General features: G+C 56.0%; 27 protein-coding genes. 9 read left to right on the forward strand and 18 right to left on the reverse strand.

Annotated elements, in window-relative coordinates; genetic code table 11:
* Window positions 1–24: 24 nt before the first annotated feature.
* From HQ945_RS05145 to HQ945_RS05170, 6 genes are all read right to left on the reverse strand, one after another.
* A complete protein-coding gene (locus tag HQ945_RS05145) occupies window positions 25–861 on the reverse strand; it encodes a hypothetical protein (RefSeq protein ID WP_175584952.1) in 837 nt (278 codons plus the stop codon).
* A gap of 290 nt (window positions 862–1,151) precedes the next feature.
* Window positions 1,152–1,889, reverse strand: a complete 738-nt coding sequence (locus tag HQ945_RS05150; RefSeq protein WP_174207713.1) for a DUF6065 family protein — start codon at window positions 1,887–1,889, stop codon at window positions 1,152–1,154.
* Window positions 1,890–1,898: 9 nt separating this feature from the next.
* Window positions 1,899–4,646, reverse strand: a complete 2,748-nt coding sequence (locus tag HQ945_RS23090) for an autotransporter domain-containing protein (protein WP_174207714.1) — start codon at window positions 4,644–4,646, stop codon at window positions 1,899–1,901.
* A 789-nt stretch (window positions 4,647–5,435) separates the two neighbouring features.
* On the reverse strand, window positions 5,436–6,530 hold the full coding sequence (locus tag HQ945_RS05160; RefSeq protein ID WP_174207715.1) for a porin: 1,095 nt from the start codon (window positions 6,528–6,530) through the stop codon (window positions 5,436–5,438).
* 142 nt (window positions 6,531–6,672) lie between these two features.
* The gene (locus HQ945_RS05165) at window positions 6,673–7,701 is read right to left on the reverse strand and encodes a hypothetical protein (protein ID WP_174207716.1); all 1,029 of its coding nucleotides are present in this window, start codon (window positions 7,699–7,701) and stop codon (window positions 6,673–6,675) included.
* A 682-nt stretch (window positions 7,702–8,383) separates the two neighbouring features.
* Window positions 8,384–8,656, reverse strand: coding sequence for a hypothetical protein (locus HQ945_RS05170; RefSeq protein ID WP_174207717.1), 273 nt, complete (start codon window positions 8,654–8,656; stop codon window positions 8,384–8,386).
* A 58-nt stretch (window positions 8,657–8,714) separates the two neighbouring features.
* Between HQ945_RS05170 and HQ945_RS05175 the strand changes: the two genes are divergently transcribed.
* From HQ945_RS05175 to HQ945_RS05190, 4 genes are all read left to right on the forward strand, one after another.
* Window positions 8,715–9,389, forward strand: a complete 675-nt coding sequence (locus tag HQ945_RS05175) for an SOS response-associated peptidase (protein WP_174207718.1) — start codon at window positions 8,715–8,717, stop codon at window positions 9,387–9,389.
* Between the two features lie 591 nt (window positions 9,390–9,980).
* Entirely contained in the window at window positions 9,981–11,651 is a 1,671-nt protein-coding gene (locus HQ945_RS05180) for an arylsulfatase (protein WP_174207719.1), read from the forward strand.
* 81 nt (window positions 11,652–11,732) lie between these two features.
* On the forward strand, window positions 11,733–12,725 hold the full coding sequence (locus tag HQ945_RS05185; RefSeq protein WP_174207720.1) for an HAD family hydrolase: 993 nt from the start codon (window positions 11,733–11,735) through the stop codon (window positions 12,723–12,725).
* A 62-nt stretch (window positions 12,726–12,787) separates the two neighbouring features.
* Entirely contained in the window at window positions 12,788–13,753 is a 966-nt protein-coding gene (locus HQ945_RS05190; RefSeq protein ID WP_246272531.1) for a formylglycine-generating enzyme family protein, read from the forward strand.
* 79 nt (window positions 13,754–13,832) lie between these two features.
* Here the strand turns inward: HQ945_RS05190 and HQ945_RS05195 are convergent, their stop codons facing one another.
* Entirely contained in the window at window positions 13,833–14,009 is a 177-nt protein-coding gene (locus tag HQ945_RS05195) for a DUF3606 domain-containing protein (protein WP_174207721.1), read from the reverse strand.
* Between the two features lie 193 nt (window positions 14,010–14,202).
* On the opposite strand from HQ945_RS05195, the gene HQ945_RS05200 reads away from it, so the two are divergent.
* Window positions 14,203–15,204, forward strand: coding sequence for a sensor histidine kinase (locus HQ945_RS05200; RefSeq protein WP_174207876.1), 1,002 nt, complete (start codon window positions 14,203–14,205; stop codon window positions 15,202–15,204).
* Between the two features lie 341 nt (window positions 15,205–15,545).
* On the opposite strand, the gene HQ945_RS05205 is transcribed toward HQ945_RS05200, so the two are convergent.
* The 3 genes from HQ945_RS05205 to HQ945_RS05215 form a co-directional block, all read right to left on the reverse strand.
* Complete coding sequence (locus HQ945_RS05205) at window positions 15,546–15,791, reverse strand: hypothetical protein (protein ID WP_174207722.1); 246 nt, start codon at window positions 15,789–15,791, stop codon at window positions 15,546–15,548.
* Between the two features lie 349 nt (window positions 15,792–16,140).
* Entirely contained in the window at window positions 16,141–16,440 is a 300-nt protein-coding gene (locus HQ945_RS23180) for a DUF982 domain-containing protein (protein WP_174207723.1), read from the reverse strand.
* A gap of 346 nt (window positions 16,441–16,786) precedes the next feature.
* Window positions 16,787–17,017 (reverse strand): DUF6894 family protein, encoded by a 231-nt coding sequence (locus HQ945_RS05215; protein ID WP_174207724.1) that lies wholly within the window; start codon window positions 17,015–17,017, stop codon window positions 16,787–16,789.
* Between the two features lie 120 nt (window positions 17,018–17,137).
* Between HQ945_RS05215 and HQ945_RS05220 the strand changes: the two genes are divergently transcribed.
* From HQ945_RS05220 to HQ945_RS05230, 3 genes are all read left to right on the forward strand, one after another.
* Window positions 17,138–17,464: a DUF982 domain-containing protein gene (locus HQ945_RS05220; protein ID WP_174207725.1), complete on the forward strand. Its 327-nt coding sequence runs from the start codon at window positions 17,138–17,140 to the stop codon at window positions 17,462–17,464.
* A gap of 143 nt (window positions 17,465–17,607) precedes the next feature.
* Window positions 17,608–19,044: a DUF1254 domain-containing protein gene (locus HQ945_RS05225; protein ID WP_174207726.1), complete on the forward strand. Its 1,437-nt coding sequence runs from the start codon at window positions 17,608–17,610 to the stop codon at window positions 19,042–19,044.
* A gap of 97 nt (window positions 19,045–19,141) precedes the next feature.
* On the forward strand, window positions 19,142–19,324 hold the full coding sequence (locus HQ945_RS05230; protein WP_174207727.1) for a hypothetical protein: 183 nt from the start codon (window positions 19,142–19,144) through the stop codon (window positions 19,322–19,324).
* A gap of 35 nt (window positions 19,325–19,359) precedes the next feature.
* On the opposite strand, the gene HQ945_RS05235 is transcribed toward HQ945_RS05230, so the two are convergent.
* The 5 genes from HQ945_RS05235 to HQ945_RS05255 all read right to left on the reverse strand — a co-directional run bounded on the left by HQ945_RS05235 (window position 19,360) and on the right by HQ945_RS05255 (window position 22,752).
* Window positions 19,360–20,013 (reverse strand): hypothetical protein, encoded by a 654-nt coding sequence (locus HQ945_RS05235; protein ID WP_174207728.1) that lies wholly within the window; start codon window positions 20,011–20,013, stop codon window positions 19,360–19,362.
* Between the two features lie 146 nt (window positions 20,014–20,159).
* Window positions 20,160–20,453 (reverse strand): hypothetical protein, encoded by a 294-nt coding sequence (locus HQ945_RS05240; RefSeq protein WP_174207729.1) that lies wholly within the window; start codon window positions 20,451–20,453, stop codon window positions 20,160–20,162.
* Entirely contained in the window at window positions 20,450–21,412 is a 963-nt protein-coding gene (locus tag HQ945_RS05245; protein ID WP_246272533.1) for a glycoside hydrolase family 19 protein, read from the reverse strand. The genes HQ945_RS05240 and HQ945_RS05245 overlap by 4 nt, the downstream gene beginning before the upstream one ends.
* A 318-nt stretch (window positions 21,413–21,730) precedes the next feature.
* On the reverse strand, window positions 21,731–21,988 hold the full coding sequence (locus tag HQ945_RS05250) for a hypothetical protein (RefSeq protein WP_174207730.1): 258 nt from the start codon (window positions 21,986–21,988) through the stop codon (window positions 21,731–21,733).
* A gap of 383 nt (window positions 21,989–22,371) precedes the next feature.
* A complete protein-coding gene (locus HQ945_RS05255) occupies window positions 22,372–22,752 on the reverse strand; it encodes a hypothetical protein (protein ID WP_174207731.1) in 381 nt (126 codons plus the stop codon).
* Between the two features lie 399 nt (window positions 22,753–23,151).
* Here HQ945_RS05255 and HQ945_RS05260 point away from each other — a divergent pair, with 399 nt between their 5' ends.
* Window positions 23,152–23,451 carry a hypothetical protein gene (locus tag HQ945_RS05260; protein ID WP_174207732.1) on the forward strand — a complete coding sequence of 100 codons (300 nt, stop codon included), beginning with the start codon at window positions 23,152–23,154 and terminating at the stop codon, window positions 23,449–23,451.
* Between the two features lie 85 nt (window positions 23,452–23,536).
* Here HQ945_RS05260 and HQ945_RS05265 read toward each other — a convergent pair whose 3' ends face one another.
* Genes HQ945_RS05265 through HQ945_RS05275 form a run of 3 tightly spaced genes read right to left on the reverse strand, consistent with a single transcriptional unit; the run spans window position 23,537 to window position 26,208 of the window.
* Window positions 23,537–24,052, reverse strand: coding sequence for a hypothetical protein (locus HQ945_RS05265; protein WP_174207733.1), 516 nt, complete (start codon window positions 24,050–24,052; stop codon window positions 23,537–23,539).
* Window positions 24,053–24,055: 3 nt separating this feature from the next.
* Window positions 24,056–26,002, reverse strand: a complete 1,947-nt coding sequence (locus HQ945_RS05270) for a hypothetical protein (protein WP_174207734.1) — start codon at window positions 26,000–26,002, stop codon at window positions 24,056–24,058.
* Window positions 26,002–26,208, reverse strand: coding sequence for a hypothetical protein (locus HQ945_RS05275; protein ID WP_174207735.1), 207 nt, complete (start codon window positions 26,206–26,208; stop codon window positions 26,002–26,004). The genes HQ945_RS05270 and HQ945_RS05275 overlap by 1 nt, the downstream gene beginning before the upstream one ends.
* Between the last annotated feature and the right edge of the window lies 1 nt (window position 26,209).

Consider the following 26,209-nt stretch of genomic DNA (forward strand, 5'->3'; position numbering starts at 1 on the left):
GTGAAAGGATGAGCCCTCGGCGGACTAGAACAGCATCGAAAACCCGATGACCGGGCCGTGCTGGTTCACGTCCCAGCGGAACCTGTTCGTTCCGGTAAAGTCGTCACTTTCGTAGTCCTGATAGAGCAACCGGTAGCCAGCGCGAACGATCGTCGGCTGGCCGAACATTTCGGTGCGGTATCCGAGATAGGTCTGGACGTTGACGCTGAGCTTCGAGCCTAGATCGAAGCCGCCGACATCGGCCTCGGCCACGAGGTTCCAGCGCTCGCCGAGATCGGAGTTGGCGCGCAGGCCAACGAAGGGGTCGGCCCAATCGGCGCTCTTGCTCGTGTTGAAGCCCGCCACGGATACATCTGCCTCAAGCTTGGTCCAGCGCAGGCCGAGGGTGGGCTCGAGCGACAGTGTCCGGGGCTTGCCGAAGATGGTTTTGCCGCCAAGTTCCTGTTCGTAGACCTGGTAGAACGCACCGAAAGCCAGCGTCGTCATTTTGATGTCAAGGCCGATCACGTGGGAAAGCAGCTCTTCGTCCTGGCTGGTGCGCACGTGTTGGCCGTCGAAGTAGACGCCCCACTGACCGTTAGTCAGCTCGATGTTGCCCATGAGAGCCAGATCAAGATGGTCGAGTGTGTCGGAGAAGGGTACGTCTACATCGGTGTCGAAACCGGCGAGGGATGCGTCGCCCTTCAGGCTGGCCGCCCAGACATAGGGACTGACGATCACTGTCCATTCGCTCTGTGGTGCCATGCGCTCGGAGTCGAAATCTGCGGCACGCACCTCTGTTGAGCCGAGCAGCGTCAGCAAAAATGCGCTGGCAAGGTAGGCTGCAACGCGTCCGGTTGCGAATGTGCGGAGTTCTTGCATTGCTGCCCCTCGATCCCTCGGTGAAAACCTAGCTCTGATGACGGCATCAGCAAGAGCCTCTTCTTGGAACCGCTGATGCGCCTAGTATCTCGTAACGATGCATTTATAGTGGTCACAGACGACCCGCCGGAACGGGATGGGAGTTCACGATTACCGAGGACCCGGAGGATTGGTGAACGACCGCTCTTGGGCTAAGGCGGAAGATTGGTCGCTTTATCCCCCGCGGCCGAAAGCGGCCGTTCGTCTTGGCAGAATTGACAATCACACAGGTCCTATGGAGCGGCGCAGCTTCATTTTTCATGCTTGAATGCCCGCAGTCGCAACTTGCTTTGGTGTCCTCCAGGCGCAGGTTCCCCAGAGGGACAGACGCCCTGGAAATAAGATTTCTGCCATTTCTCCTTTGCGGCCTTTGAAGCGGGGTCACTGAGAGCTGCATTGAATTGACCTCGGCCGCTGGACCACAGCAAGTATTCCCGCTCAAGTTCGGGTTGCGTCGAGAGCGCCTGCACGGTCGGCGTTATGACCTCCAGTTCGCCGCGTTTTACCGGGAAGATATGGCAGAACGGCTCATCAGCGGAAAAGTGCACGCGCACGCCAGGGCGTGTGAACTGCCAGTTCATAGTGAAGGTGTATGGCGACCAGTCGGTTTCGATAATGCCGGTCAGTGGTGCAATGCCATCCTTTGGCCGGTTGATCGGCCCGGTGGCAAAAAGGTCGACACCGGGATCGGTCTGGAACAGGCAGGGGACGTGAAACGTCAATATTCCCCTGCCAAAATGGCTGATCGCCGGTAGCGGTTTGCCGTCCCTCGACCTGAAATGAATCGCCTCAGTCGTCGGGTGGCCATTCCACATCGCTGAAAAGCTGGCATTACACATTATCTCCCAGCCATGCGCATTGGCGATATTCAAGGGAAGGCAGCGATACGCAAAGCGCTGGTCGCTGCCGTCCATCCAATCTCGATCGGGCGGCGCAGGCCGGATACGAAAGTCATGTCCGTCGATGACGTAGGCTATCAGTTTTGTCATGCTTCCATTCTACCACTGAACCCGAAGCCCGACATTGCCTCCTATCGCCTGCGCCTTGTCGTCATCCACGTTGGTCGAGAAATTGGCAGCTCCGTAAAGACTTACGCTCGGTGTCAACTGGGCCGTCAAGCCGGCGCCAAATGCCAGGACTGTCCCGCCTTTGCTGACCGTAACGTCCCTGGTGTTGAAAGTGGCCGTGTCTGTGACCGAAGAAAACTGCCAGAGGTTTGCATCGAGGAACGGCTGCAGCACGGTGCTCCCGCTATTCCACTTGCCCTCGAGACGCACGCCTATCCGCCCGGCAAAGGCATCGTCTTCATCGTAGCCAATCGACGTAAAGCGATCGCTTGTATCATCGAGATCGACGCGCTGCCAGATACCCTGCAGTTGAGGCTCCAGCGTCCACTTGTCGTTGAGGACGATCGGATAGCCGCCTTCAAGCGAGGCTGTAATGGCCGAACCGCTCATGTCGGCCCCGATGCCTCGATCCGACGTCGCATCTCCACCGACCCACGTGTACATTGCGACCGCATCGAGATACCAGCCTTTGGTCCCGATGTGGGTCCAGTATCCGCCAAGACTGTCGCCTGTGAGATCAAGATTGCCCGAATTTTGCTTCAGCTTGCCGAGCGTATTGCCCGTGACATCGCCGCTGGCTTCGGCATGAGCATAGAACAAGCCGGCGCGGTCCTGGCTGCCGCCGTCATGCTCAACGCCGACTATGTCGAGACCCAACTGGAGACCCCATATTGACCCCTCGAATTCCGGTTCGAGTCGATTGCCCAAGCCCAATATCCTCGGATCCCATCGCTCCTCATAGGACTTACCAAAAACCCGCCCCCAGGCAGCGGGGAACCTGCCTTCACTTGTCAGCAGGAACTGGTCACCCTGGCGCTCGTGGAAGGTGCCAAGTGTCGCCAATCCCATCTGGCGCGTTACAGCCGGGGCAATCGTATAGGCCGGAATCTCCGGGCGAATGTTTGCGGGTCCAACCGGAGGAGGCGATGGAGGGGATGGCGGCCTCGGCGGCAAAGGTGGCCCTGGTGGTGACGGAGGCGATGGCGGTGATGGAGGCGATGGCGGTGATGGCGGGGATGGCGGCGACGGGGGAGATGGCGGCGATGGAGGAGAAGGCGGCGATGGAGGAGAAGGCGCGTCCGAGCGCAGGAACCAGTCGTTTTCAGAGCCCGCCGATACGCCGCCGCGAAATAGCTCGTACTCAAAGATTCCTGCGCCGACAGGCCCGCCGAGACTAAACGCGCCGGTGGTCGTTATCGCTCCGTTCGTCGCATCTACCACCCGGATGCCATCGGCAACTGTCAGGTCGCCAGGACCATTGACGTTGGTGATGTAGAGCAACGTGGACCCGGAACCGCTCGCACCTGATCCGTTGATCCAGAGTTGATCCGACGGTGAATTGTCACTGGCGAGATAGGTCTGCAGGTTCACCCTGCCGCCCTGGCCCACAAAATTGCCGTTGACGACGAACCGGTCAGTCGTGTTGGTATTGTTGTTGGTAAGGTCGATTGTCCCCGCATTGTTGACGGTAACGAGCTGGCCAGATGTGAACGGCGAGACAGAGTGCGTGCCGTTGCCAGCAAGGATCGTGCTTGTACTGTCGATCGAAAGCGTGCCCGTGCCCGTCCCCGAATCCCCCATCGTGAGCGTATTATAATCGGTGAATGTGAGCACGGAACCCTGGGTAAGGTCGAAGAATTCCCAATTGGTATAGCGGTAGACACCGTCGCCCGTGGTATTTGTGAACACCAGGCGATCGTCAGCTCCAAGCCCGCCATTGACCGGCAATCCGCTCTTCAGATTGGCTGATGTCAGGCCAATCAAGTTGGCAAAATCAGTGCCGGCTCCCATATCGATGCCAATTAGTGTTCCGCCAGTCCATATCAATACGTCATTTCCGTCCCCGGCCTGCACGGTGTTGGTGATGTCGCCTGCCTCGATCCGTGCAAAATCGTCGCCGGGTCCAAGGGCGACGTTACCGTTCACCACGCCGCCGAGCATGTAGAATTGGTCCGCACCAGCACCGAGATTGATCGTGCCCGATATGACGTCCCGCAGAAGAGGGTCCGCCACAACCGCTCCCGGGCGGTTATAGACGATGTCGTCGCCATCACCTGTGGCCACGGTACTGTTTATGCGCCCGATATTGTCGATGATATCGCGGGCCAGGCCGTTACTTGTTAGGCTTTGGATCGTTCCGCTAGAGCGGTTGGTGACCGTGTTGACCCCGTCGCCCGTCAGCGTGATGCCAGAGTTGAAGATGGCATAATTATCGATCGTATTGTTCGGACCTGTCAGACTAAACGTCCCGCTGACATTCGAACCCGGGTTCATGACGACCTTGTTGGAGATCGTGCCGATCATGACCAGCCCGGCATTGAAGCCACCGGAATTGTTGACGACATTGGTCGCCCCCTCGACACTTGCTAGGCCGTTGACGGTTTTACCGCCGAAAACATTCAAAGTATTCTGGCCATTGCCGGTGATGGTAATGCCGCCACCGTTGATGACGCCATTCTGATTGATGATAATGACGCTGTCGCCGCTGCCGACGATCCCGGAATCCATTGATCCGTTGTTGTTCAGCGTGTTGGTAAAACCGGCAACGCCGTTCAAGAGCCGCACGGAACTTGGGCTGCCTCTCAAGGCGCCATCGTTGGTGATGGTGCTGTCACCCGAACCCGAGACCTCAATTCCCGATCCAGCCACGGTGGCGCCGCTTTGGACATTTACGGTCACCGGCGTGCTCGTGGGTGCGGTGAACCCATCATCATCAGTACCTGAGCAGGTTACAGTGCCGCCAGCGCTTGGGGTATCGGGTGTACAATCAGCCAGGGCACGGCCATTTTGGAGGCCCATCATCGCGATAGATGCCACCGAACCCATGAGGATGGTGCGCAGACAGAAGTTTATCCTGGGTTGGTCGCGGTCAAAACACTTGATGGTATACTTCGCAATTGCCACCGTCCGAAGCGAATGAGAAGGTAAATGAGGTAATGTTATTGAACGTTTCCGCAAACGTACCCCCCGCCAATGCAACATTCAAACCGTTCTACATAGTCCATAATGATTAGATTCAGCGGGCACGTCAACCAAGATGTAGAACAGGATATTGCGCTGTCGTAAAGCTTTGGTAACTTCTCTTGAAGCTTGTGTCGCAGTTGATCGCAGAATACACACGGCAAAGAAAGGGCCGCAATGGGCCCTCCTGGACCTTGGCGGAACGACTCCGATATTCCGCTTCTCGTGTTGGGTGTCCCAACAGCAGACAGTCGGTCATCAGCCCATATCGTTGTTAATCCGACTTGGTGAATGTCGCTCATTGGCGTTCCGCAGACCTTCACATTCCCACGGATATCCGGTGAAACCATCTCACAAAAGTTGAGTGTCATCAGAACCAACAATCCGTAGCAGGCGCAATATATCTGATCCAGCCTCCCGTTCAGCCACCACCCGGCTCAAACCCCGCTGGGGGCGGCCCGCCAACCGGATAACCGGCGGCGGGCAAACAAACTATTTGATCTTTGCCTAGAAGTTACGCTGAAAGCGAATGATGCCGCCAAGTGCGTCATCCTCGCCAAAGTCGCTCTCTGCCACTTCCTTTCGGTCGCCGCCGAACTTGGTGTAGTCGATTTCCGGTCTGATGAAGAAGCCCGGCACCAGCTCGTAGTTGACGTTGAGGGCGAGAGCCCAGGTGCCCTTCTCCTCATAGGCCGCCTGGCCGTTGATCGTCGCCTTGTCGGTAACCTTGATGGCAAAGCCACCCCAGCCGGCCCAGTCGCCTTCCCACAAGCCGTACCAGTTTTTGTTCTGATTGGTGATGAAAGAATCAGAATCATAGTCGGATTGATAGCCGGCCATGATCCAGGCGGATATTGCATCCGTCAGGCTCACGTCGAGCCGCGCCTTGACGCCGACGGCATCCTGCACGGAATCATAACCGACGACAGCACCAATCTGGCCCCAACCCTGTTGATATTTCACGCCGGCAAGGACATGCGGCATGTAATCATCGATGACGTAATCATAACCGTTGAATACCATACCCTGTTCCGCGGCGACGACAGCGGAAAATCCGTTTCCACCCTTGAAGGTGTAGCTGATCTGATTGCTGGAAATGCTGTCGGATCCATACTGGATCACGTCGTCCTGAATAATCGTTCCAGCATAGCCGAGCCAGGAGCCGAAGAGGACATCGTTGACGCCCAGCTGGAACCCGCCCAGCTCGATAAACCCCTGATGCAGCGTGCCTCCAGCGTCGTCGCTGTTTGTATTCTGGAAACGGGTATCAATAAATGACCGCAGCGTGCCAAGTTCTGTTTCGGAACGCGCGTCAAAACGAATTTCGGCGCGAGTGCGGACACGCCAGGTATCATTTCCGCCTGCACCAACTGGGCCACCGGTAAACACGTTGTCCCCGCCGGAAAACTCGAAGCGCAGGTAACCGTTGACCTTTAGGCATGTTTCGGTTCCCGGGATATAGAAGAACCCCGCCCCATAGGCATCGCATACCCGGACATATTCCACAGGCTCGGCCTCCGCAACGACGACTGCATCCGCCGCATAGGCCGACGTGGTCATGAGGACTGCACCCGACATCAGAAAAAGCCTCCGAATAGCCATGCGATCCCCTCCAGATTGCCCGGCCGAGCATTTCTGCTTCAGCAATCGGTGCAGTTTACCCCTTTCAGGTGTCGAGGATCATAACCTTGATCAAAAAATGCATCGTGTGGCTAACCTGCCACACTAATCGAAGCTCACAACCTCATTTTGGGTGGCCACAATAGGCCAAAGTGCAGGTATAGGCCTGGATACCTTCCGGCGTTGACTGTGCGAGTTGGGCCTCACCGCTTTGAAAAATAATCCCGTAGGGTTGCGCCAGCGCCGTCGCCATCGAACCCGCGATGTCGTCTTGAAGCTGAAACAGGCCATGGGGTCGGATATCGCTTTCGTAGCTGTTCGTCCACAAAATGGAACCATCGGCACGATCGACTAGGCGCGTGCTCACCCGAAGACTCTCGCTCTCGATGCGGACAGCTGTTTCCAGCACAACGGTTGGGTACGGATCGACGTTAGTACCGGATGAGCCGCCTGCTATGACAACAATTTCCTTAAATTTTGCGAGCTGATTGATGACTTCGTCAGTCAACCCGTCCGCTATATTTGCAGAACGTTGCGTCCCTGAAAGGTCTCTAAACGGCGCGACGAGTAGTCTGGGAATATGCGGTCCTGATCCTCTGATCGTGACAGCGGTCTTGTCGGAAAAGCTGGCATAAGAGCGGATCACGTAGGCGCTGGCGGACAGCGCCAGGCCGATGAAGGCGATCGCAGCAAAACTCCCCCACGTGCGAGGCAGTTCGTTCAAAAGAAATTCTTTGGAAGGGCCCGCTAAAGAATGGAATTCGATGGCAGGTGTTACGGTACATCTTGGCGAGAAGATGGGCACGTACCCGCCTTTTGGCATGGTGATGATGACTGGATCATCCCGGCCCGCCAACAGGTAATAATGTTCGAGGCCACGCCTGATGAGACCTGCCTGGATGCGGACCACCGGGTCCGCTTGCGCGTCAAAGGATGAATCGCGCCCAAAGATTTCAATGGCAATTGAGTAGGCCTTGATCCGGTTGGCGCGGCCAGCAATTGCCTCTCCAACAACATAGTTCAGGAGTTTCCGCGCGCGCTCCGGCACACGGAACTCTGGGCTCGATTGGATGCGATTAAGTTGTGCAAGAATTTCAGTATCGGTTGGGAGCGTTGGCTCCTCATTCGCCAAACGGTTCGCGATAACGCTCATGCCTTGTTCCCCAAGTAACAGCCGTTTCACCGCCTTATATCATAGTATCTTGGACTAACCTTCTGAATTGTTGCACTCTATTCGCGCAGTGTGATTTGCATAACTGCAGAAGGAAAGTGGCCTTCATAGTCTGAGTCAGAACGCTTCCGAAGGGGCGGCTCTTGTCGGTGCCCATCAATTCGACAATTGAAGTTATCGTGAGTTGACCAAGACACACGCCAAGCGCATGCTTTGTTTTCCCCCGATAGACCGTCTTGGTCTGCTAGGCTCGGCATATGTCCTCTCTGACCTGTGCCGGGCCTTTTCGCTGATTCTGCTACGTCTATTATTCAGTTCATTTCCCTTGTAAGATGTTGACAGTTTAAAACGGCACAGCAAATGTTTTCCTGTCGAGAGGCCAACAAACCTCGACTATGAGGTCCAGTCTGCAGGTTCTGCATGCTGGGCCTCATTCGTCGATGCCGCTAAAGAGGCCAGATGTTGAGCGACGATCCTGCTGTGCAGTCCGCAACCTCTGTGGCTCTATCGACGTCAGCTATTCTTGCGGCACTCGTGTCCCACCTGAAGCGAAAGGACCTCATATCCGAGCAGGACGAGCGTGAGATTTACGAGTTCGCCCTCCAGTTGCTGGAACAGAACCAACCGGGGGGACCAGCAACAGTGTTCGAAATGGCACGGGAAGTCATCGAAGAGCGACCAAAGCCATAAAACGCAAAAAAAGCGCCCCACCATCCCGAAGGACAGTAGGGCGCACGAATTGCTCAGAAGCCCAAACCAGTGACGCTGTTACTGCGTCGTCAAGCGTATCAAAGGGCTCGGGCTGGAAGTATGCGGGCCCGTCCATTGCGCTCACCGTGCCATCGGCTACAAATTTGCCATCAACCTTCTCGATCAGCACCCAGTCTTCCTTTTCAGGCGGGTTTGCAGAGTTATCAATGTCCTTGACATGGGTCATGGTTTCTCCGTTGATCGGTGGAATACCCTATCTTCTTGGCCGAACTCGAAATAGCAGTATGTGTAATCTCTATAACGCGACCACGACACATGAAGCGATGCGGCAACTGTTTATGCCGATCCATGATCTGACCAATCGACTGACGCCGCAAATCGATATTTTCCCTGATTATCACGCCCCAATCGGGCGAAAGAACGCCGATGGTGAGCGCGAACTTGCCCTCGCCCGCTGGGGCATGCCAACGCCCCGGCAATATCTGAAATCCGAGGTCGATAGCGGCGTGACCAACATTCGCAATCCCACGTCTTCGCACTGGCGCCGATGGATGGGACCAGAAAGCCGCTGCGTCGTTCCCGCAACCAGCTTTTCCGAATATGGCAGGGTGGCTGATCCCGTCACCAAAAAGAAGCCGATTTACTGGTTTGCGCTCAACCAGGAAAAGCCACTCTTCTGGTTCGCCGGTATATGGACGAGCTGGTATAGCGTTCGCAAGAAGAAGGAAGGCCCGGTACAGGCCGATATCTTTGCTTTTCTGACTACCGATCCCAACAGCGTCGTTGCGCCGATCCATCCCCAGGCGATGCCGGTCATTCTCACCACGACGGATGAAATCGACGTTTGGATGAACGCTCCGGCCGAGGAGGCATTGAAACTGCAGCGACCGCTGCTCGACGAGCAGTTGATCCTGCTGCCTCAATCGGCGGCCGAAGAAGATCAGCCCTCATTGCTTTAAGCGCGAGATCATCTGCAACCCAAAATGTACCATCAAAACGAGACCAAGCGGCACTTTGAGTTAAACGACCTTGAAAAGAACGCGGCTGACGCGCTTCGCGTCATGTCGTCCGAAGAGGCCCGCCAAGTTCGAAGGACGAACAGGTACCTCGCGCTGGTCTTTGTCGGCATTATGTTGGGCGTTTGTCTTGCTTGGCTTTTATGAAGAAAACCGATGTCTAAGATAGGGCGCACAGCGGACATAGAGGAATGTCCCAGGTTGGCCCCATAGCGGAAGTCAGAAGTTTAGAAACGCACCGTCTATCCGTGCATTCAGAATTTCGTGAAAGGGGATAGGAATTCCCGATGTTGCCCCCACCATGCCTCGCGCCTTTGTAACCGTTACGTACTTCGCTTGGACCTGGATGTAGGATATTTCGTGGGGGTGTTCCCACTAGACACGATCTAGATCACGACACTTCGCGACCGAACATGCTTCAGCGTCATTCCAAATCGAGACTGCAAATTAATCAACTACTCATTGACGGCAACTCAACGCCGCATTGCTTCGGTCGCTCATAATTTGGTTCCTAATCCAAGGAGGGAGTTGGAGATGACTGGCAAGTTCCTGAAGTACGGTCTTGGTGCGTTGATCGCCGGGACTGTTCTGACCGGTGCGTTTGCCCCCGCGCAAGCGCAGGAGGCGCAAAAGAAGCCCAATATACTGTTTATTGTGTCCGACGACACCGGGTATGGTGATCTCGGTCCCTATGGCGGGGGCGCAGGAAGAGGCATGCCGACGCCCAGCATCGACAAACTGGCAGCAGCAGGGATGACATTCTTTTCGTTCTATGCCCAACCCAGTTGTACGCCGGGTCGTGCCGCCATGCAGACGGGGCGCATTCCCAACCGCAGCGGCATGACGACCGTGGCGTTCCAAGGCCAGGGGGGCGGGCTTCCAGCGGCCGAGTGGACCCTGGCGTCGGTGCTGAAACGCGGAGGTTACCACACCTACTTCACCGGCAAATGGCACCTTGGCGAAGCCGATTACGCGTTGCCGAACGCCCAAGGCTATGACGAGATGAAGTATTGCGGTCTTTATCATCTCAACGCTTATACCTATGCAGACCCGACCTGGTTCCCGGATATGGACCCGGCGCTTAGGGCGATGTTCCAGAAGGTGACGAAGGGAGCGCTTTCGGGCAAGGCCGGAGGACCGGTCACGGAAGACTTCAAGATCAACGGCCAGTATGTCGACACACCGGTCATCGACGGCAAAGAGGGCGTTGTCGGCATTCCTTTCTTTGACGGTTACGTCGAGAAGGCGGCAATCGAATTTCTTGACGAGGCGGCCCAAAAGCCGGACGAGCCCTTCTTCATCAACGTGAACTTCATGAAGGTGCATCAGCCGAACATGCCGGCACCGGAATTCCAGCTCAAGTCCATGTCCAAATCCAAATATGCGGATTCGATCGTGGAACTCGATACGCGCATCGGCCGCATCATGGACAAACTTCGTGAGACGGGGATGGACCGTAACACGCTTGTTTTCTACACGACCGACAATGGCGCATGGCAGGACGTCTATCCGGATGCCGGTTACACGCCTTTCCGTGGCACCAAGGGTACCGTGCGAGAAGGTGGCAATCGTGTTCCGGCCATTGCGGTATGGCCCGGAAAGATCAAGCCCGACACCAAAAACCACGAGATCATCGGTGGCCTTGATCTGATGGCTACATTTGCCTCCGTCGCGGGCGTCCCGCTCCCCGACAAGGATCGCGAAGACAAACCTATCATCTTCGACAGCTATGACATGACCCCGGTTCTGACCGGTAGCGGCCCGTCGCCGCGCAAGGAGTGGTTCTACTTCACGGAAAACGAACTTTCGCCGGGTGCGGCACGCGTCGGCAACTACAAGGCCGTCTTCAATCTGCGCGGTGACAACGGACAGGAAACGGGCGGACTTGCTGTGGATTCAAACCTCGGCTGGAAGGGTGCCGAGAAGTACGTGGCGACCGTTCCGCAAGTGTACGATCTCTGGCAGGACCCGCAGGAGCGCTATGACATCTTCATGAACAACTACACCGAACGCACCTGGACGATGGTGACGATTTCGGACGCAATCAAGACCTTGATGAAAACCTATGTCGAATATCCGCCCCGCAAACTGCAGAGTGAAAGCTACTCGGGACCAATAACTATAACCCAATACCAACGGTTCCAGTTCATGCGCGATGAGTTGGGGAAGGAGGGTTTCCAGATTACGCTGCCTTCGGGCAACTAGCAACAAAGCCTGACCGGCCGCCGGAGCTCGTCCGGCGGCCGGACAGGAACCAAATCTTGTACCGAGAGATGGAGCGTTTGAATGCCTTGTATCCGACAAATAATCGCAGGGGTCGTGATCGCCGGGGCTTTGGCGCTCGCCTCGGCATATACAGCAATGGCCGACGAACTGGCGTCCTGGAACGATGGACCCGCCCGGAAGAACATCGTGGACTTCGTGACTGCGGTGACATCGCAGGGTGGGCCGGACTATGTGGAGCCGGCTGCCCGTGTGGCCGTCTTCGACAATGACGGTACGTTGTGGGGCGAGCAGCCCATATATGTTCAACTCGCCTTCGTGCTCGATCGCGTCAAGGCCCTTGCACCCGAGCACCCTGAATGGAAAGACACCGAACCGTTCAAGTCGGTCTTGGTGGGAGATATTGCGGGTGTCGCCGCGTCTGGAGAGGAAGGGCTCACGCAATTGTTGGGCGCAACCCATGCAGGCATGAACAGCGACGATTTCACAAAAATTGCCACGGATTGGATTGCGACGGCCAAACATCCGAAAACCGGCAAGCCTTATACTTCGATGGTTTACCAACCCATGCTGGAGCTCATCGATTACCTGAAGGCGCATGACTTCAAGGTCTTCATCGTATCGGGCGGCGGCATCGAGTTCATGCGTCCCTGGACCGAACGCATCTACGGAATTCCGCCCGAGAATGTTGTCGGGTCGTCGATCAAGGCGAAATACGATGTTAATGATGGAAAGCCCGCCATCGTTCGATTGCCGCAGATCGATTTCATCGACGACGGCCCGGGGAAGCCGGTCGGGATCTACGACCATATTGGCAGGCGACCCATTGCGGCCTTTGGAAATTCCGACGGCGATTTTCAGATGCTGGAGTGGACGACGTCGGGAGCCGGACGCACGCTTGGATTGATCGTCCACCATGACGACGCCGAGCGTGAATATGCCTATGATCGCAAATCGCCCTTCGGACGCCTTGATCGCGGCCTTTCAGAAGGACCAAAGCGTGGCTGGACCATCGTCAGCATGAAGGATGATTGGAACGAGATTTATCCGCAGTAGAATTGCCGGCGATGGCATCTTCGCAGCATCACGGGATTTACGAGTAAGGGACAGAAAGCGGTATGTTCTCATCCGAAACGCAGCTCGAAAAGAAGGCGAGCAAATCCGGCATGGCATGGGTCCCCGGCGGGACCTTCATGATGGGATCGAACGATCATTATCCGGAGGAGGCGCCAGTCCACCCCGTGGAGGTCGATGGCTTCTGGATGGACGACGCGCCGGTGACGAACCGACAGTTCCTGGAGTTCGTAAACGCAACCGGTTACGTTACATTTGCCGAAAAGCGCTTGATCGCCAAAGACTATCCGGGAGCGCCACCGGGCAACCTGAGAGCTGGTTCGCTTGTTTTCACGCCGCCCACAAAGCCGATCGTCGGAGTGGATATCACACAATGGTGGGTCTTCACCTATGGAGCCAACTGGCGGCGACCACTTGGCCGCAAAAGCAGCATCGGCAACATTCTCGACCATCCGGTGGTGCACGTCGCTTTCTGTGATGCAGAGGCCTATGCCGCCTGGGCGGGCAAGGAACTGCCGTCGGAAGCGGAATGGGAGTTAGCCGCCCGCGGTGGTCTCGATCAGGCGGAGTTTGCGTGGGGCGACGAGCTCGTGCCGGGCGGGAGGCACATGGCTAACATTTGGCAGGGCAGTTTCCCGGTCGTAAACCTCTTGGAAGACGGTTACGAGCGCACCTCACCGATCAGGTCCTTTCCACCCAACGGCTTCGGCCTTTACGACATGATCGGCAATACGTGGGAATGGACGACGGATTTCTGGACCACCCAACACCCACAGGCTGCGGCGAAGGCGTGCTGTATTCCTTTAAATCCACGCAACACTGATATCGAAGCCAGCATCGATCCCGCCCAGGCTGATCTCGCGATTCCGCGCCGGGTGCTGAAGGGGGGGTCTCACCTCTGTGCACTCAACTATTGCCGGCGCTACCGTCCGGCGGCGCGCCATGCGCAAGAAATCGACACGACCACGAACCATGTCGGCTTTCGTTGCGTCGTTAGGACTCGCGCATGATTCAGTGCTACAGGCAATCACCATCCGTTCGTTGGGTCCATACAGATCGGCAGGCGCCTTTAAAGTCTCGCAGGTAAGGCTACCGACCCATTTCATTTTCTATTTTCTTCCTGTCACCACCGTGCTTTGTAATCAACTTGAGCACGCGTGGTTTGGACAGGTTGTAGCGGTTCATGAAGTATTCGACTTCATAATCCTCGTTCAGGGCAGCTTTGATAGGATTTGATTTCGCTTGCTTTGATGGGGCGTCTGACATGGCGTTTCCTTCTAATATGAAGAATAACCGGCAGTCATAGGTTTCGTTCCAGGGTGGTCATTTTCCAAGCTTGACTAAAGTCTCCCTATCAGAACAACTAGTGGGCGATGTGGCCTGCTGTCGACGTGGAACACTTCGCTTCGGTGGATGGTTGATAGTCAACGATTCCCATCTGTCCAAAGAGTTCTCAATCATGGCACCTAGCGAGTCGGCGTCTCCTCTCTGGAACATCCAAAATCTGCGCCGTGCTATTGAGGCAGCTGGTGTGGCCCTATGGTCGTGGAACGTCGATAACGACCAGTTCGCGATGGATGAACGAGCCTTCGAACTATGGGGCCTCGCCCCGAGCGATGAGGTTTCGTTTGAAGCCTTATCAGCCCATATTCATCCCGCCGATAGAGACAGGGTGCGCGCCGCATTCACTGCAACGCGGGGTATTATAGGGGCCTATGAGACCGACTTCCGGATTTTGGTGGGGGACGAAATTCGATGGATTTCAGCGCGTGGCCTAGGCGGCGACTCTGGCCTGCACAAGCACCATATGTTTGGTATTTTCCTGGACGTTACCGGCCGTAAGCAAGCTGAAGAAGGGCATGAGCTAATGGCGGGAGAAATGAGCCATCGTGTAAAAAACCTTCTGGCGATCGCCAGCGGTCTAACTCAAATCACTTCCAGGTCCACGACTACGGCAGCGGAAATGGCCAAAGAGCTGATAGCGCGACTGACAGCGCTTGGACGAGCGCATGACCTTGTGCGCCCACTCCCCGGACATCAAGGACACACTGCACTTCTAGGCGATCTATTGTCGGTGTTACTTTCGCCGTATGAAGACACGGGAGCGTTCAGCGGTCGCATTCGTGTAGCAGTGCCGCGTATGGGGGTTGGCGAGGGTTCGGCGACCGCAATAGCGCTGGTCATCCATGAGCTTGCGACGAATTCATTAAAATATGGCGCACTCTCCGCAGATGACGGAACCCTCGACGTCTCAGGTTCTACGGACGACGAGCACGTAACGCTTGTTTGGACCGAACGAGGCGGGCCAAAGGTCAAAGCCCCAAACGAGGCCGGGGGTTATGGGAGTAAACTGGTCAATCGAAGCGTATCAGGCTCGCTGGGTGGCTCGATTACATACGACTGGTCAGATCAGGGTGTGATTGTCGTGCTCAAGCTAAGGGCCGAAAAGTTGGCTGCATGACCATGAGCTGACCGACGTTTCTCAACATCTGCAGCGGAATGGCTTACCCTAGAACCAATTCGCCAGGTCCGAAACGATTGGTGCGAACTACCCAAGAGTTGGACCTGCACTCCGCCTGTTTGATCTGGGTCATCGCGACCCCGTCATCATCGCCGCAATCGCTGCCGAAACGGAACGCGCTCGAGCCGGACAGGCAGACAACCGCAATAAAGCGCTGATGCTTGTCCCATGGGCCAATGAACTTCCGACGCTTGCGGGCAGTCGCGAACGGATCACGGAGTTGTAAGCTAGGCCGTTGTCCGCTGTCGTTTCGGCATCAACTGTTGCAGTACCGCAACTGCTTACGCGTTTGTGGCTTCGTTATCTTCGATCCGCTTGAGCTCAATTGTTGACCGCCCCGCCAATAGATTGGTAATGCCGAGTGTCACCTCGTCCTGCTCCCAGCCGGCCGTGATCGACTCATGATAGAGCAACATTAGTTCCCCATTCGACTCGACCAAATCAACAAAGCGAGCCTCCATTGCTTCGTCCCGGGCGAGAGCCCGCTCGGGGTCGTCGAGCGGAACTTTGGGTGAATGAACGGTCATCGGATTTGTCTATTGTCCATCTAGTTCAACGCAGTGCGGTCAAAGGCGTTCCTTGGCCCTTTATAAGGACGGCATGTTTACTCTGGACCTCATGGAACAAATTCCGCCAAATTTGCATTCTGAGAGAAGCTGGGGATAACAGCATCGGCTTGATGTCCAACCACCCCTTGCCATCCACCAGCAACGGGCTCGGATTTGCGCCCCCCGTCTTTTCCGAGCCCGTTTTCATTTCCTTAACCATGTAAGCGCGCGTTAGAACCGCAGACGCGTCCCAATGCTCAGCGGAACCCGCCCGTCGCTGTGTTGCGTAAATCGACGGGTCGGGTTCCACAGGCTGAGCGAATTTGCCTTATTCTCGCACAGCCCGCAGCGTATTGGTGAGCGTTTCCATAAAAGTGGTGTTACCTTCTTCGACGCGGATGCCAGCGTCCAATAGCGCATCGAGAAAGGCAGCTCGGGCCTCCACCGGACTGAAGTGTCCTTCCAAGGCTCCGGTGCAAGTCAGTTTAGCGCGTAGGCAGGCAGGACCTTGCTTGTGAGTCCAATCGTTTTTTAGGAACGCAAGTGCTTGGCCGACGGAGCTAACATGTCTAGGTTTGCCGCGTCGAGCAGGCCGGAGGACCAGTGATTGGAATGGGACGTCGTCCATAAACCGCAAACGTCGCTACTGGCCGCTTGTTCCCTATGGCAATCGACGGTGGGAACGCACTATGCCAAACGATTTGAATGAGCATGGCGATTACCCGCCCCCGCACGAACCGCCCTACGTGATGTTAGGGGTGGGGTTCGTCTTGGGCATTGTGATCATCATGGCGATCGGCTGGTATTTGCGGTAACTGAGAAATTCTATTGATTTGGAATCCCGAAATGCGGGTTGACGGCCGCCCCCTGACCATCTCGCCTCGCCATCGTTCCCTAGCGGGCAATTGTTAATGTTCAACGGCTCTGGACGAGAATAGCCCTTTGGGAAACGTGGGCGACTATCACCCACCAGGTTATTTCATAACGTCGGAAATACGCATCGTCCCGATAAGCCGGTTCGTATCGTCATACACATGGACCAGGAACTTGGAAGGATCGATGTTCCTCCCGACAGCCTCATGGATATTGTCGCGCGCGGCTTGGGCGGCGGCGTGAAGAGCCGTTTCTCCGTCGAGGAAGTCCATGTCCACAACCTCAACGGGCAGCCCATCTCCCTCATGGTAGGCGAAATGAAAGATGGGCATTGTGTCGATCGCTCCTGTTGCTTGCCTGCACATCAGGAAGCAACGAGATCGGCGACTGTTCCCTCAATAAATAAATTGATTGATTCGGAATCCCGAAACACCGGCCCTATATTCCCGTCCATGGTTTACGAGGATTACAAGACATTCCAGCGAGTGCAGGTGTTCGGGCGGCAGCCGGGCCAGCTCGTCAGCGTGACGTCGGCGTACGACGCTGCAAGGTTCGTGCTCGAGGAGTGGCCAGATCAGGCGGGCCCGAAGCATCTCATGGCCCGAGAGATTTTACTGAAGTGCCTTGAAGGCAATTGCTCGGCTGCCGTGGCGCGTGTGGCCTTTATCGAGGCAGCGAGAGAAGCCGGCATCTATATGGAAGCCGAACCGCTACGGACCGCCTATACGGGCAAGCCCGATCCGAAGTGGGAGAAGCGGAAAACTACAGCGCTACGATAGCGACGATCCCGCTCTGATGTTCGCCACGTCCATTGTCCTTGCAACGGGTAACGTTTCACCCCTGAATTGTAACTGTTACGTACTTACAACCCCTCATTGCGGCCATAAATTAAAGTCTCAACGTTTCTAAACGGGAGGGGACTATGGAACTTACACGTCGTGCCGTTTCATTGGGGGGGCTTGGCTTACTCGCAAGCGCTTCGACTTTGCCTGCCAATGCTTTGGAAGCGCCGCTCATTGACCCAATCGAGGCCTCAGACGAATTCTGGACCGCGGTCGAGGCTTACATCTTTGGCTATCCGCTCGTGACGACCGAGATGACTCGCCGCGTTATTACCAATGTCCAGAAAGCCGAAGGCACCAAAGGCCCGATGGGCCATATCATCAAGCTGCGCGAATACCCGAACGCATCTTTTAAGGATGTTACGGCGCCGAATGCCGACACGCTCTATACGACTGCCTTTGTGGATGTGGCAAAGGAGCCCTGGGTACTATCAATTCCGGACATGAAGGATCGCTATTACCTGTTCCCGATGCTCGATGGCTGGACAACGGTCTTCCAGGTTCCCGGCAAACGGACCACGGGTGGTGGTGCACAGTCCTATGCCATCACCGGGCCTAGCTGGGAGGGCGAGCTACCTAAAGGAGTAACCGAATATAAGTCCCCAACAAGCATCGTGTGGATCCTCGGCCGCATCTATTGCGATGGCACGCCGGAGGACTACAAGGCTGTTCATCAGCTGCAGGACGAATGCACGTTGGTGCCCCTCAGTGCCTATGGCAAGGACTGGACACCTCCCCCCGGCAAAGTCGATCCGACTATCGACATGAAGACGGCCGTCCGCGAGCAAGTGAACCGGATGGATGCCATCGAATATTTCACGCTGCTGTGCGAATTGATGAAGAACAATCCGCCGACAGCCGCGGATGCTGAGGCAATCGAGAAATTCGCACAGATCGGGATCGTCCCAGGCAAAGAGTTCGACAAGAGCAAGCTCGACGCAGCATTTATCAAGCGCATCCCAGATTTCGCATTCCATCGCATCATGCTGCATTTCAAATTTAGCGATGGGGACGTCAGTGACGTCAATGGCTGGGGTTATACGACGAAGACCGGAGTTTATGGAACAAACTATCTTCAGCGAGCGCTCATCACCGCCATTGGCCTCGGGGCCAACCGTCCGCAGGACGCTGTGTATCCGACCTCACTGAAAGCAAAGGAAGGATTGCTTGGTCGCGCCTATCATGGATCGAACAAATATGTCCTGACCTTTCCGAAGGGACAGCTGCCGCCCGCCCGCGGATTTTGGTCAATTACGATGTATAACGACCAATATTTCTTTGTTGAAAATCCCATCAATCGGTATTCGATTAGTGCGAGAGAAGACTTGAAAACGAACGCGGATGGGTCGACGGACATCTATATTCAGAACGAATCTCCAGGCGCCGAGAAGGAAAGCAACTGGCTGCCGGCGCCGAAGGACAAATTCATTCTCATGATGCGGATTTATTGGCCTGACGACAATCCACCATCCATTCTAAACGGCTCCTGGATAATTCCACCAGTAAAGAAGGCTTAGAAGACCTCAATGCTCAGCGGGACCCGACCGCACGTTTGTGTTGCGTATTCGACAATTGGGGTCCTTCAGCGCACCTTGTGACCAAGGGACACCGGACATGGATGGAAGCAACCGCCCTGTCATTGAAGACATTTATGATGACCTTGTTGCAGTCCATGTCAAAGCGGGCAAGGAATGCTTCGGTTTGCTGGCCTATTTGATCAATGAAGCGATCGAGGAAGCCAAAAGCATTCGAGAGGAAGAAACGGCAAAAGCGCCCCACCATCCCGAAGGACAGTAGGGCGCAAGAATTTCTCAGGCTGACCGGCAGGGTGATTATTGCGCCGCGGATCGGGCTCGCTCACGCTCTATGCGCTCCATGCGATCGAGCAATTGCATGTTGAGGTCGCGCTGGCCGAAGAAGCCTGACTGCGTTTGCTTTATCTCATCAATTTGGCGTTGCAGGTTCTGGGTGGATGCCAATCGCGAATCCCGTTCGCTGGCGAGCTGAGTGTCATAGGACGCCCAGACCCGCTCATGCTCCTTGCGGGGCACCTGTCCGTCCTGCAGGGCTTTGACCGAGCCTTCCATGCGAGCACGGTCCTCCTGCCCTCGCGCCTGGCGCCAGTCCATTTCCTGACGCGTGACCATATTCTCGGAAAGCGCCGACATAGCGCTCTTCAAGTCGGTGGTGGCGGTGTTGATTGGCCAATATGCCAAACCACCCAGCAGAGTGCAGAACGTCAGCGCCACACCCAGCGCCTGCCATTGCGGCTTGTTTCGTTCGGCGATCGTCGTCGACAATGCTGAGATGGAGTTCCGCGTCTCGTTGGCAAGGCCGCTGAGTGCCGTCTCCATCTGTTTGAAGCCCGAGCGCATTTCCGACTCGAGATCGGTCTGCCGGCGCCCGAGGTTGGTTACCCGTTCACCCAACTGAGCATGTGCGGCGTCCAGATACTGCCGTGCCACTGTGTCGTTGCTGTTGGTCATATCATCCACCATTAGGTTTCCTGCCCGCCTTGCATGCCATGCGATGCTATTTCCAACACCCGCGGCGTTTGCCGTTCTCATCATTGCCCTCAACCCGTTCTGCGCCTGACCGATCGAGTTGGATCAGGGCGACGGTTGCGGCTGGATTAAGGTTTGCTTTCCGGAACCCCGCGCAACTGCTCGCAGGCATCGACTGGCATCCGGCGAGAGCGAAGAGACTGAATGCAGAAATCATAATCACTGAGAGACTGTACTTTTGCATCGCTCGCTATCCTTTCGCGCTCTGCCTTGATGTCGGATTGCAGTTGCTGCACAGCGGCTTGCTGAGTGCCGTCGCGCTTGCCGGCGAGATAGACCGCTGACCCGAGGACAATTGCGCCCAAAGCCACGCCGGCCGCCAGCTTGGCCCAATTGGGAATATGTCCGATCAGCGCGATCATGACTTGAGGGCCTCGGCCTTCTCCGCCTGCTTCTTACGGTCCTGAATGCGCGACCAGATCATGAAGGCGCCGAGTGCAACGAAGGCAGCCACAACAAGCACAATGAGGTTCTGCCAAGGTATCGTGCCGACGCTGGCAACGGCGGTCGTAACCGTGGTTCCGGTGACGCCGAGCGCGGCGAGGCTCTTCGACTGATACCAAGGCTTGTCGGGATTGCCGAGCTTGACCGGCACCTTCTTTTCCTCGACCACCGGAGCCGCCTGGACGGTCTTGGCAAGCGACGGCTTGTCCGTCAGCGCCACCAAAGCCTTGTGCATCTCCGCGCGCGTCAGCGGTCCGGACAGACCATCTGCGGCCAACCCATGATCCTTTTGAAACTTGGTGAGTTCATTGACGGCGTAGCCGAGGAAGACGAGCGCGGTGCGATCGTAGTAGCTCAATCGATCATCATAGCCGTTCAAGCCACCATTGATCGATCGCGTAATGTTCTCGTTGTCGCCGCGGTCCGCCAGTTTATTGAGATTGCGGGTATCCCAATACCAGAGTGCCGAGACCGCCGACCAAGGCGCGGTCGCAATCAACTCGGGCTTTTCGATGAAGTTTGGCGGGTTCATGCCCTTTGCGACACACCACTTATAGAAGGCGGTAACGTTCGCCCGGCCGGTAACCTGAAGAAGCCCATAGCCGCGGTATTTCGAGCCATCGCCCTTCTGGGTGTTGCCGAGGTCTTTCCGGCCCTCGTAGCGCTTCTGCGCCGCCGTCGGCCCCCAGATTTCCTTGTTGTACTTCAACCCGCCGGATTCGTGCATTGTCTGCGGAACGAACTGCGCAAGCCGGTGCGGCTGGTCCAGACCAATCTTCGCACCGTATTCGTTCACGGCCTCCACTAATGAGGCGGCATTCGTCGCGTTCGGGGTCGCCTTCGCGATCCGACGCAGCATTTCTGCTGTCAGTTCCATAGATGATTTCCTTATGGTGAACTCAGCGGCGCAATTCGCGCAGCAGTACGAGGCGAGTGGTTAGTTCGCAGGCGTGCCAAATCAGCGACTTACAAGCCTGCTGCAGCGCCTCGAGTTCATCGAACTCCACCTTCGCGCCGGCCGGCGCGTTGGACAGGCAGTTCTAATCCTACGATATGCCTAGGAGTTAACCGAATCGCTGAATTGATTCCGCCGTGGAAGAGACCATACTTAAAGGGTCGGTCTAACCCACTGATAAGTGAGGCTCGGCAACCCAAGCCTAATACCCCTGCTGAGCCTCACGCCCAATCACTCGGGCTAATGGCTGTTTTTCTTGGGGGCATCTTCTTCCTCAGCCTCCAGCGCACCGTCCGCTTTCGTCTGGGCAGCCAACAGTTCATTCAAGGCAAACAGCGACTCTTCACGGCTCCACCCTGCCGATGTCGCTTCCTCCAAAATGTCCAAGAGCTCGGCTTTTTGCTCCAGCACCTCGCGAAACCGCGGCTCCAGAGCCTTTTGACAATCAATGGTTCGATCGGCATATTCCTCACAACTTGGTGGCCCTTGTATGGGCATCTCACCGTCCTCCTCTGGGTTACCTCGGACTTTACATCAACCGGTCGCCCTTGGGGAGAAAAGCGTCATGGACGGTTGTCAAAGGATGCCCGCCAAAGGCAACTAGGCAGTTCGATTTAGAGCTGGAACTTGTGAAGGGTGGTGGCGTTGGGCCAAGTCGGAGAGCCCAACCTCTGGCCCGAGGCTCGGCGAGAAGCGCTGTACCCCGTCAACGTCGAGCCTCACGGCATGCACAGCTGGCTTCCCAGGATGAGCCCTGTGGAATAAACAAACTTAGTTAAACCTCAATTTCGTATTAACTAGTCGCTATCCAAAACATTGCTGACGTCTCGCATTCGCCAGAATGCCTTTTCGAGGCGTATTTCGAAATACTTTAACCTTTTTCAGGAGAGCATCATGAAGCGTTTGCAGAACGTAGTGACCCGCTTACGCGGCAGTACCAGTGACACCAGAAAAGACAACTTCGCATCGCCAGAGGAACTCTTGGCCGCCCATGCAATTGAGCCGAGACCTTCACGCGACTGGACAAAACTATCGAATATACTCAGACGATCAGGTGGGGCCTTCTCGCATCTTCGAAAGGCACACTGAGCATCATGGCAGCGCAACACATCAAAGAGATCGATGAGGCGATAAGCGAACTCATCGGTTCCCGGAGACTCGAGGTAGTCCAGATAGGACAAAACGGCGCTAACCCTGGGCCTCTTAAGAATCTGGTGGAAATCCAGGCAGCGATCGATGCCTTGTTGCGCGCCAAGGAACATGAAATGTCGCTGTAGAAGCCGTTACGCCTCTCAAGTACAGCCCACCGAGCCGCATTATCAGCTCAGTCGACCATTGGAAACGCAGACAACTTTCACCATATTTTAACTATGGCAGCGCACGCTTCCATTGGTTGATAGGCCAACGTCAGCCGGCCCAACCTGCCCATGTATCGCGTATTCTGCAGGTTGGGCCAACACACGTCGTCTTCCCGCACCATAAAGGGCAGCATGTGTCAGTGAATGGCATGACCTATTTGCGTTGGATTTCGACTAGCTCCTGGGCCCCAATTTGCTAAGTTCTCTGTCCAGTAGTAGACTAACGTCGTCGCCAGGCATCTTTGGCCGCTGGCGCTTGAGAGATGGAACGCGCTCCCGCCCTAAACCTATGGGAGAGGCACCATGCTTAACATACTCAGCCAGCATAACTATTCACCGGAAGATTGGGATCTGATGCAACGCGCACACGCCAAGGCGTCGCAGATGCTTGGTCGCTGCTACCTCACCCATGAACATGCGAACCGTCTCGCGCGAACCGTGATGAAGCTTTTTGACCAAGGTTTACGCGATGATCTTTTCATCGCTGCCAAAGCCGTAGAGCAGGAACTTACGACGACCAAAATCGCGGACGACCGCAACCACATGGTATTCATCGCCACGCAGGGTCGCCGTCCTCCCTCCCATGACATTGACGCCCCTTAACCGGTTTCTCACAGCCCCGCCGCCGCCGTAAAAGAACGCATCGACTTGGTCTGCGTCATAGTCAGTCCGCTATCGCCGCGATCCCTTACAGCTGCGCGGCGTCCCCCCATAGTTGGTCGATCTGTTCCCGGTCCATTCCGTACATCGATCCGAACGCATCGGTTAGAGGATGTGCGCGCTCGAAGGACGTGGCACCCGTGAGCAACATGCGAGCAGGGAATTGCTGTTCGTCGGGCAACTGGTCAATGAATGCCACAATCGCGGCGGGTAAGGTTCCGGTCTGCACCGCCGCAAGTGCTTCGCTTTCCGTGATCAGTCCGCCCACGGCGAGCTGCTGGAAAAACTGACGGTCGCTGATCGTGCCGGGCACCGGTTCGAACGCTATCCACGGTTCGATTGTGTTCCCTTCAGCTTGCCATTCCAACAGCTTTTGACGTTCCGGCGTGCCACCAACTCTAACAATTTCACCGGTCAGTTCATCGGTTTCAGGATCGCGCAATTTCTGATCAACAACTACATCGGCAATCGTTAGAACGGTATTGTCAGGCAGAATAGCGGCAATTGTTCCATCAGGTAGGTATTTCGCCGATAGAATTTCCATAGTTTAAAACTCCGCCGTCGCTGATGCTTGAAGGAAGCCGTATGATGTCTGGGTAGTAAATTGCAGAAATTGAGTACGTGAGGTGGTTATTTGATAAGCGGCCGCTGAAGACGTACCGGATTGAGTGGTTACTATCGCCGGGATACGGCGCTTTACCACCTTATAATCCCAGACATGCCACAACTGCCCGGCTGAATCGAAACGTCCGACAAGAATGTTGTCGAATCCGGCACCCGCTCCGGTGCCGGGACCATTGAGCAATTCGAAAAACCGCTGACATTTCAACAGATCGTCATGATACGTCACAGGTTTGAACGGATCGGGGTGTTGTGACCAATCACCGTCACTAAGCGACGCGTGGGCAAAATCAAGATTGTACGTCTTGTTAAGTGGCAGTCGAATGCTGAATGTCAGGCGGTCATCACCGTTCGAGCCAAGAACTTTACCTGCCACACTTGGTATCGTGAAAACGTATTGAAGTTTCTGCCAAGCACCTCCGGCCGGGATAACAATATTGGTCGCAACCGATATCACAGTGGATGCCGAAGGGCTCCCACCTGTACCGAATTCCTGAAGAAGCAATATTTCCGGTAGAGTTTCATTTGTACCGGCATTATTGCGAACATATAACGTGAGTGTGCAAAGCTTACCCGCAAGTGTCTGCACATATTCTATTTGTTGGGCCAAAGTAGCGAAAGTCTGACCTGATCCGGCAACAGTTTGGTTCATTCGCAGGAATAAAACGGGATCGCCCGGAACGGCGGTCTGTCCCAATGTAAAGCCACCGGCCGCCGCCGTTATTTGTCCGCTCCCGTCTTTAGATAGAATCCAACGATCAGCGACAAATGTCCCGCCACCCACGTTAACCCATACAGCGCCCCGTTGATAAACGAGAAAATCGCCATTTAGGAACGCGTTTGCCGGTGTGAAACTGGAAAGCTTTATACCCAGAGATTTGATAATTTTTCCGGTTGTTGAGTTGAAGACTGCAATTTCACCATCAACGCTTGAAGCCGGCCCGCTGACGTCACCGCTTGCACGTACCGCCAACGCTTTCCAGTAAGCGTTGCTGGTCGTCGGAAGGATCGGAGGCGCATTGCCGGTTGTCATCTGAAGGGCGATCCAGGACGAACCTTGGTTGGTAACGACATCATCTTTAAGGTAACCCGTCGCGCCAGCGTAGTCGCCCTTGAACACAAACCCATTGCCGGCCGCAGCCAGCAGGAACCATTGCGTGTTGGACGTTGTCGGCAATGTCGGCGGCGGGTTCCCGGTTGTGATAACCCGCGCAATCCAAGACGAGCCGTTCTGCAGGACGACATCACCGATCTGGTAGGTTGTCGCCCCGCTATAGGTGCCCTTGGATTGAAAGGTGCCATTCGGACCTGTGAGGTAGGCCGGCGTCGACCAATCGCCGGACGCCGATGTGAGCTTGAAAAAGATTGCAGCGCGTCCGTCGCCGACATCGTTGACCAGCACCGAGAAGCCGGTGGGCGAGGCATCGTAAGCCGCCCTGCCCGCCATGTTGGCAACCTTGGCGTCGGTTTGTACGCCCTCGATCAGATCATTCTTGGCAATGAGGGTCAGCGCGCCCGGTCCGGTGAAAATCGGGATCATATCGAACGCGCCGCCCAGTGCAGCGAACGCCTGCAGGTTGCCGTTGCCAAGCATTTCGATCAGCTCTTGTACCTTGGCCGTCAGGCTGGAGCCGTCGGGCTGATAGCGGATGGCATAGGTTGCCCCGGAGAGCGCGCCGCCCGTCCATGGCTCCGTCAGCGTGATCTGCGTGTTGCTGTCGACCGACGCAATGATCGCGTCGAGGTTCTTGGTCTTGAAGGTCGCGCCTGGCTTGATGCCGGCAGCGGCCCAAATGGTACCGACACCAGTAAGAACGGTGCCGTTGGCCGCGATCGAGACGGTGCCGGCCGTATAGTCGGGGCGAATAGCCATTAGTGCGCCTTTCCGGGCGTGAGACCATCAACATCGGCGGCTTCCGCTGGCCGCGACTGCTGGATCGTGGCCTGCGCCTGTTCAAGAGCAGCCGTCAGCTCGTGCACCTGGTTGGCAAGCACGAGCGTTCGGTTCTTGTAAAACTCGACAAGCGCCAACTGTTCATTGAGCGCAGCCATGGGCGCGATCTGAATACGTTCGGACATT

Source organism: Phyllobacterium pellucidum (genome assembly GCF_013327855.1).
Classification (GTDB): Bacteria; Pseudomonadota; Alphaproteobacteria; order Rhizobiales; family Rhizobiaceae; genus Phyllobacterium; species Phyllobacterium pellucidum.

Excerpts from the sequence above, each read along its gene's own strand:
- HQ945_RS05145 (WP_175584952.1), bottom strand. The coding sequence starts at position 861 with ATGCAAGAACTCCGCACATTCGCAACCGGACGCGTTGCAGCCTACCTT.
- HQ945_RS05150 (WP_174207713.1), bottom strand. The coding sequence starts at position 1,889 with ATGACAAAACTGATAGCCTACGTCATCGACGGACATGACTTTCGTATC.
- HQ945_RS05160 (WP_174207715.1), bottom strand. The coding sequence starts at position 6,530 with ATGGCTATTCGGAGGCTTTTTCTGATGTCGGGTGCAGTCCTCATGACC.
- HQ945_RS05165 (WP_174207716.1), bottom strand. The coding sequence starts at position 7,701 with ATGAGCGTTATCGCGAACCGTTTGGCGAATGAGGAGCCAACGCTCCCA.
- HQ945_RS05170 (WP_174207717.1), bottom strand. The coding sequence starts at position 8,656 with ATGACCCATGTCAAGGACATTGATAACTCTGCAAACCCGCCTGAAAAG.
- HQ945_RS05175 (WP_174207718.1), top strand. The coding sequence starts at position 8,715 with ATGTGTAATCTCTATAACGCGACCACGACACATGAAGCGATGCGGCAA.
- HQ945_RS05180 (WP_174207719.1), top strand. The coding sequence starts at position 9,981 with ATGACTGGCAAGTTCCTGAAGTACGGTCTTGGTGCGTTGATCGCCGGG.
- HQ945_RS05185 (WP_174207720.1), top strand. The coding sequence starts at position 11,733 with ATGCCTTGTATCCGACAAATAATCGCAGGGGTCGTGATCGCCGGGGCT.
- HQ945_RS05190 (WP_246272531.1), top strand. The coding sequence starts at position 12,788 with ATGTTCTCATCCGAAACGCAGCTCGAAAAGAAGGCGAGCAAATCCGGC.
- HQ945_RS05195 (WP_174207721.1), bottom strand. The coding sequence starts at position 14,009 with ATGTCAGACGCCCCATCAAAGCAAGCGAAATCAAATCCTATCAAAGCT.
- HQ945_RS05200 (WP_174207876.1), top strand. The coding sequence starts at position 14,203 with ATGGCACCTAGCGAGTCGGCGTCTCCTCTCTGGAACATCCAAAATCTG.
- HQ945_RS05205 (WP_174207722.1), bottom strand. The coding sequence starts at position 15,791 with ATGACCGTTCATTCACCCAAAGTTCCGCTCGACGACCCCGAGCGGGCT.
- HQ945_RS23180 (WP_174207723.1), bottom strand. The coding sequence starts at position 16,440 with ATGGACGACGTCCCATTCCAATCACTGGTCCTCCGGCCTGCTCGACGC.
- HQ945_RS05215 (WP_174207724.1), bottom strand. The coding sequence starts at position 17,017 with ATGCCCATCTTTCATTTCGCCTACCATGAGGGAGATGGGCTGCCCGTT.
- HQ945_RS05220 (WP_174207725.1), top strand. The coding sequence starts at position 17,138 with ATGGTTTACGAGGATTACAAGACATTCCAGCGAGTGCAGGTGTTCGGG.
- HQ945_RS05225 (WP_174207726.1), top strand. The coding sequence starts at position 17,608 with ATGGAACTTACACGTCGTGCCGTTTCATTGGGGGGGCTTGGCTTACTC.
- HQ945_RS05230 (WP_174207727.1), top strand. The coding sequence starts at position 19,142 with ATGGATGGAAGCAACCGCCCTGTCATTGAAGACATTTATGATGACCTT.
- HQ945_RS05235 (WP_174207728.1), bottom strand. The coding sequence starts at position 20,013 with ATGACCAACAGCAACGACACAGTGGCACGGCAGTATCTGGACGCCGCA.
- HQ945_RS05240 (WP_174207729.1), bottom strand. The coding sequence starts at position 20,453 with ATGATCGCGCTGATCGGACATATTCCCAATTGGGCCAAGCTGGCGGCC.
- HQ945_RS05245 (WP_246272533.1), bottom strand. The coding sequence starts at position 21,412 with ATGGAACTGACAGCAGAAATGCTGCGTCGGATCGCGAAGGCGACCCCG.
- HQ945_RS05250 (WP_174207730.1), bottom strand. The coding sequence starts at position 21,988 with ATGCCCATACAAGGGCCACCAAGTTGTGAGGAATATGCCGATCGAACC.
- HQ945_RS05255 (WP_174207731.1), bottom strand. The coding sequence starts at position 22,752 with ATGTTCCTTGGCGCGCAACAAGGCATCGATCGCTGCCTGGATTTCCAC.
- HQ945_RS05260 (WP_174207732.1), top strand. The coding sequence starts at position 23,152 with ATGCTTAACATACTCAGCCAGCATAACTATTCACCGGAAGATTGGGAT.
- HQ945_RS05265 (WP_174207733.1), bottom strand. The coding sequence starts at position 24,052 with ATGGAAATTCTATCGGCGAAATACCTACCTGATGGAACAATTGCCGCT.
- HQ945_RS05270 (WP_174207734.1), bottom strand. The coding sequence starts at position 26,002 with ATGGCTATTCGCCCCGACTATACGGCCGGCACCGTCTCGATCGCGGCC.
- HQ945_RS05275 (WP_174207735.1), bottom strand. The coding sequence starts at position 26,208 with ATGTCCGAACGTATTCAGATCGCGCCCATGGCTGCGCTCAATGAACAG.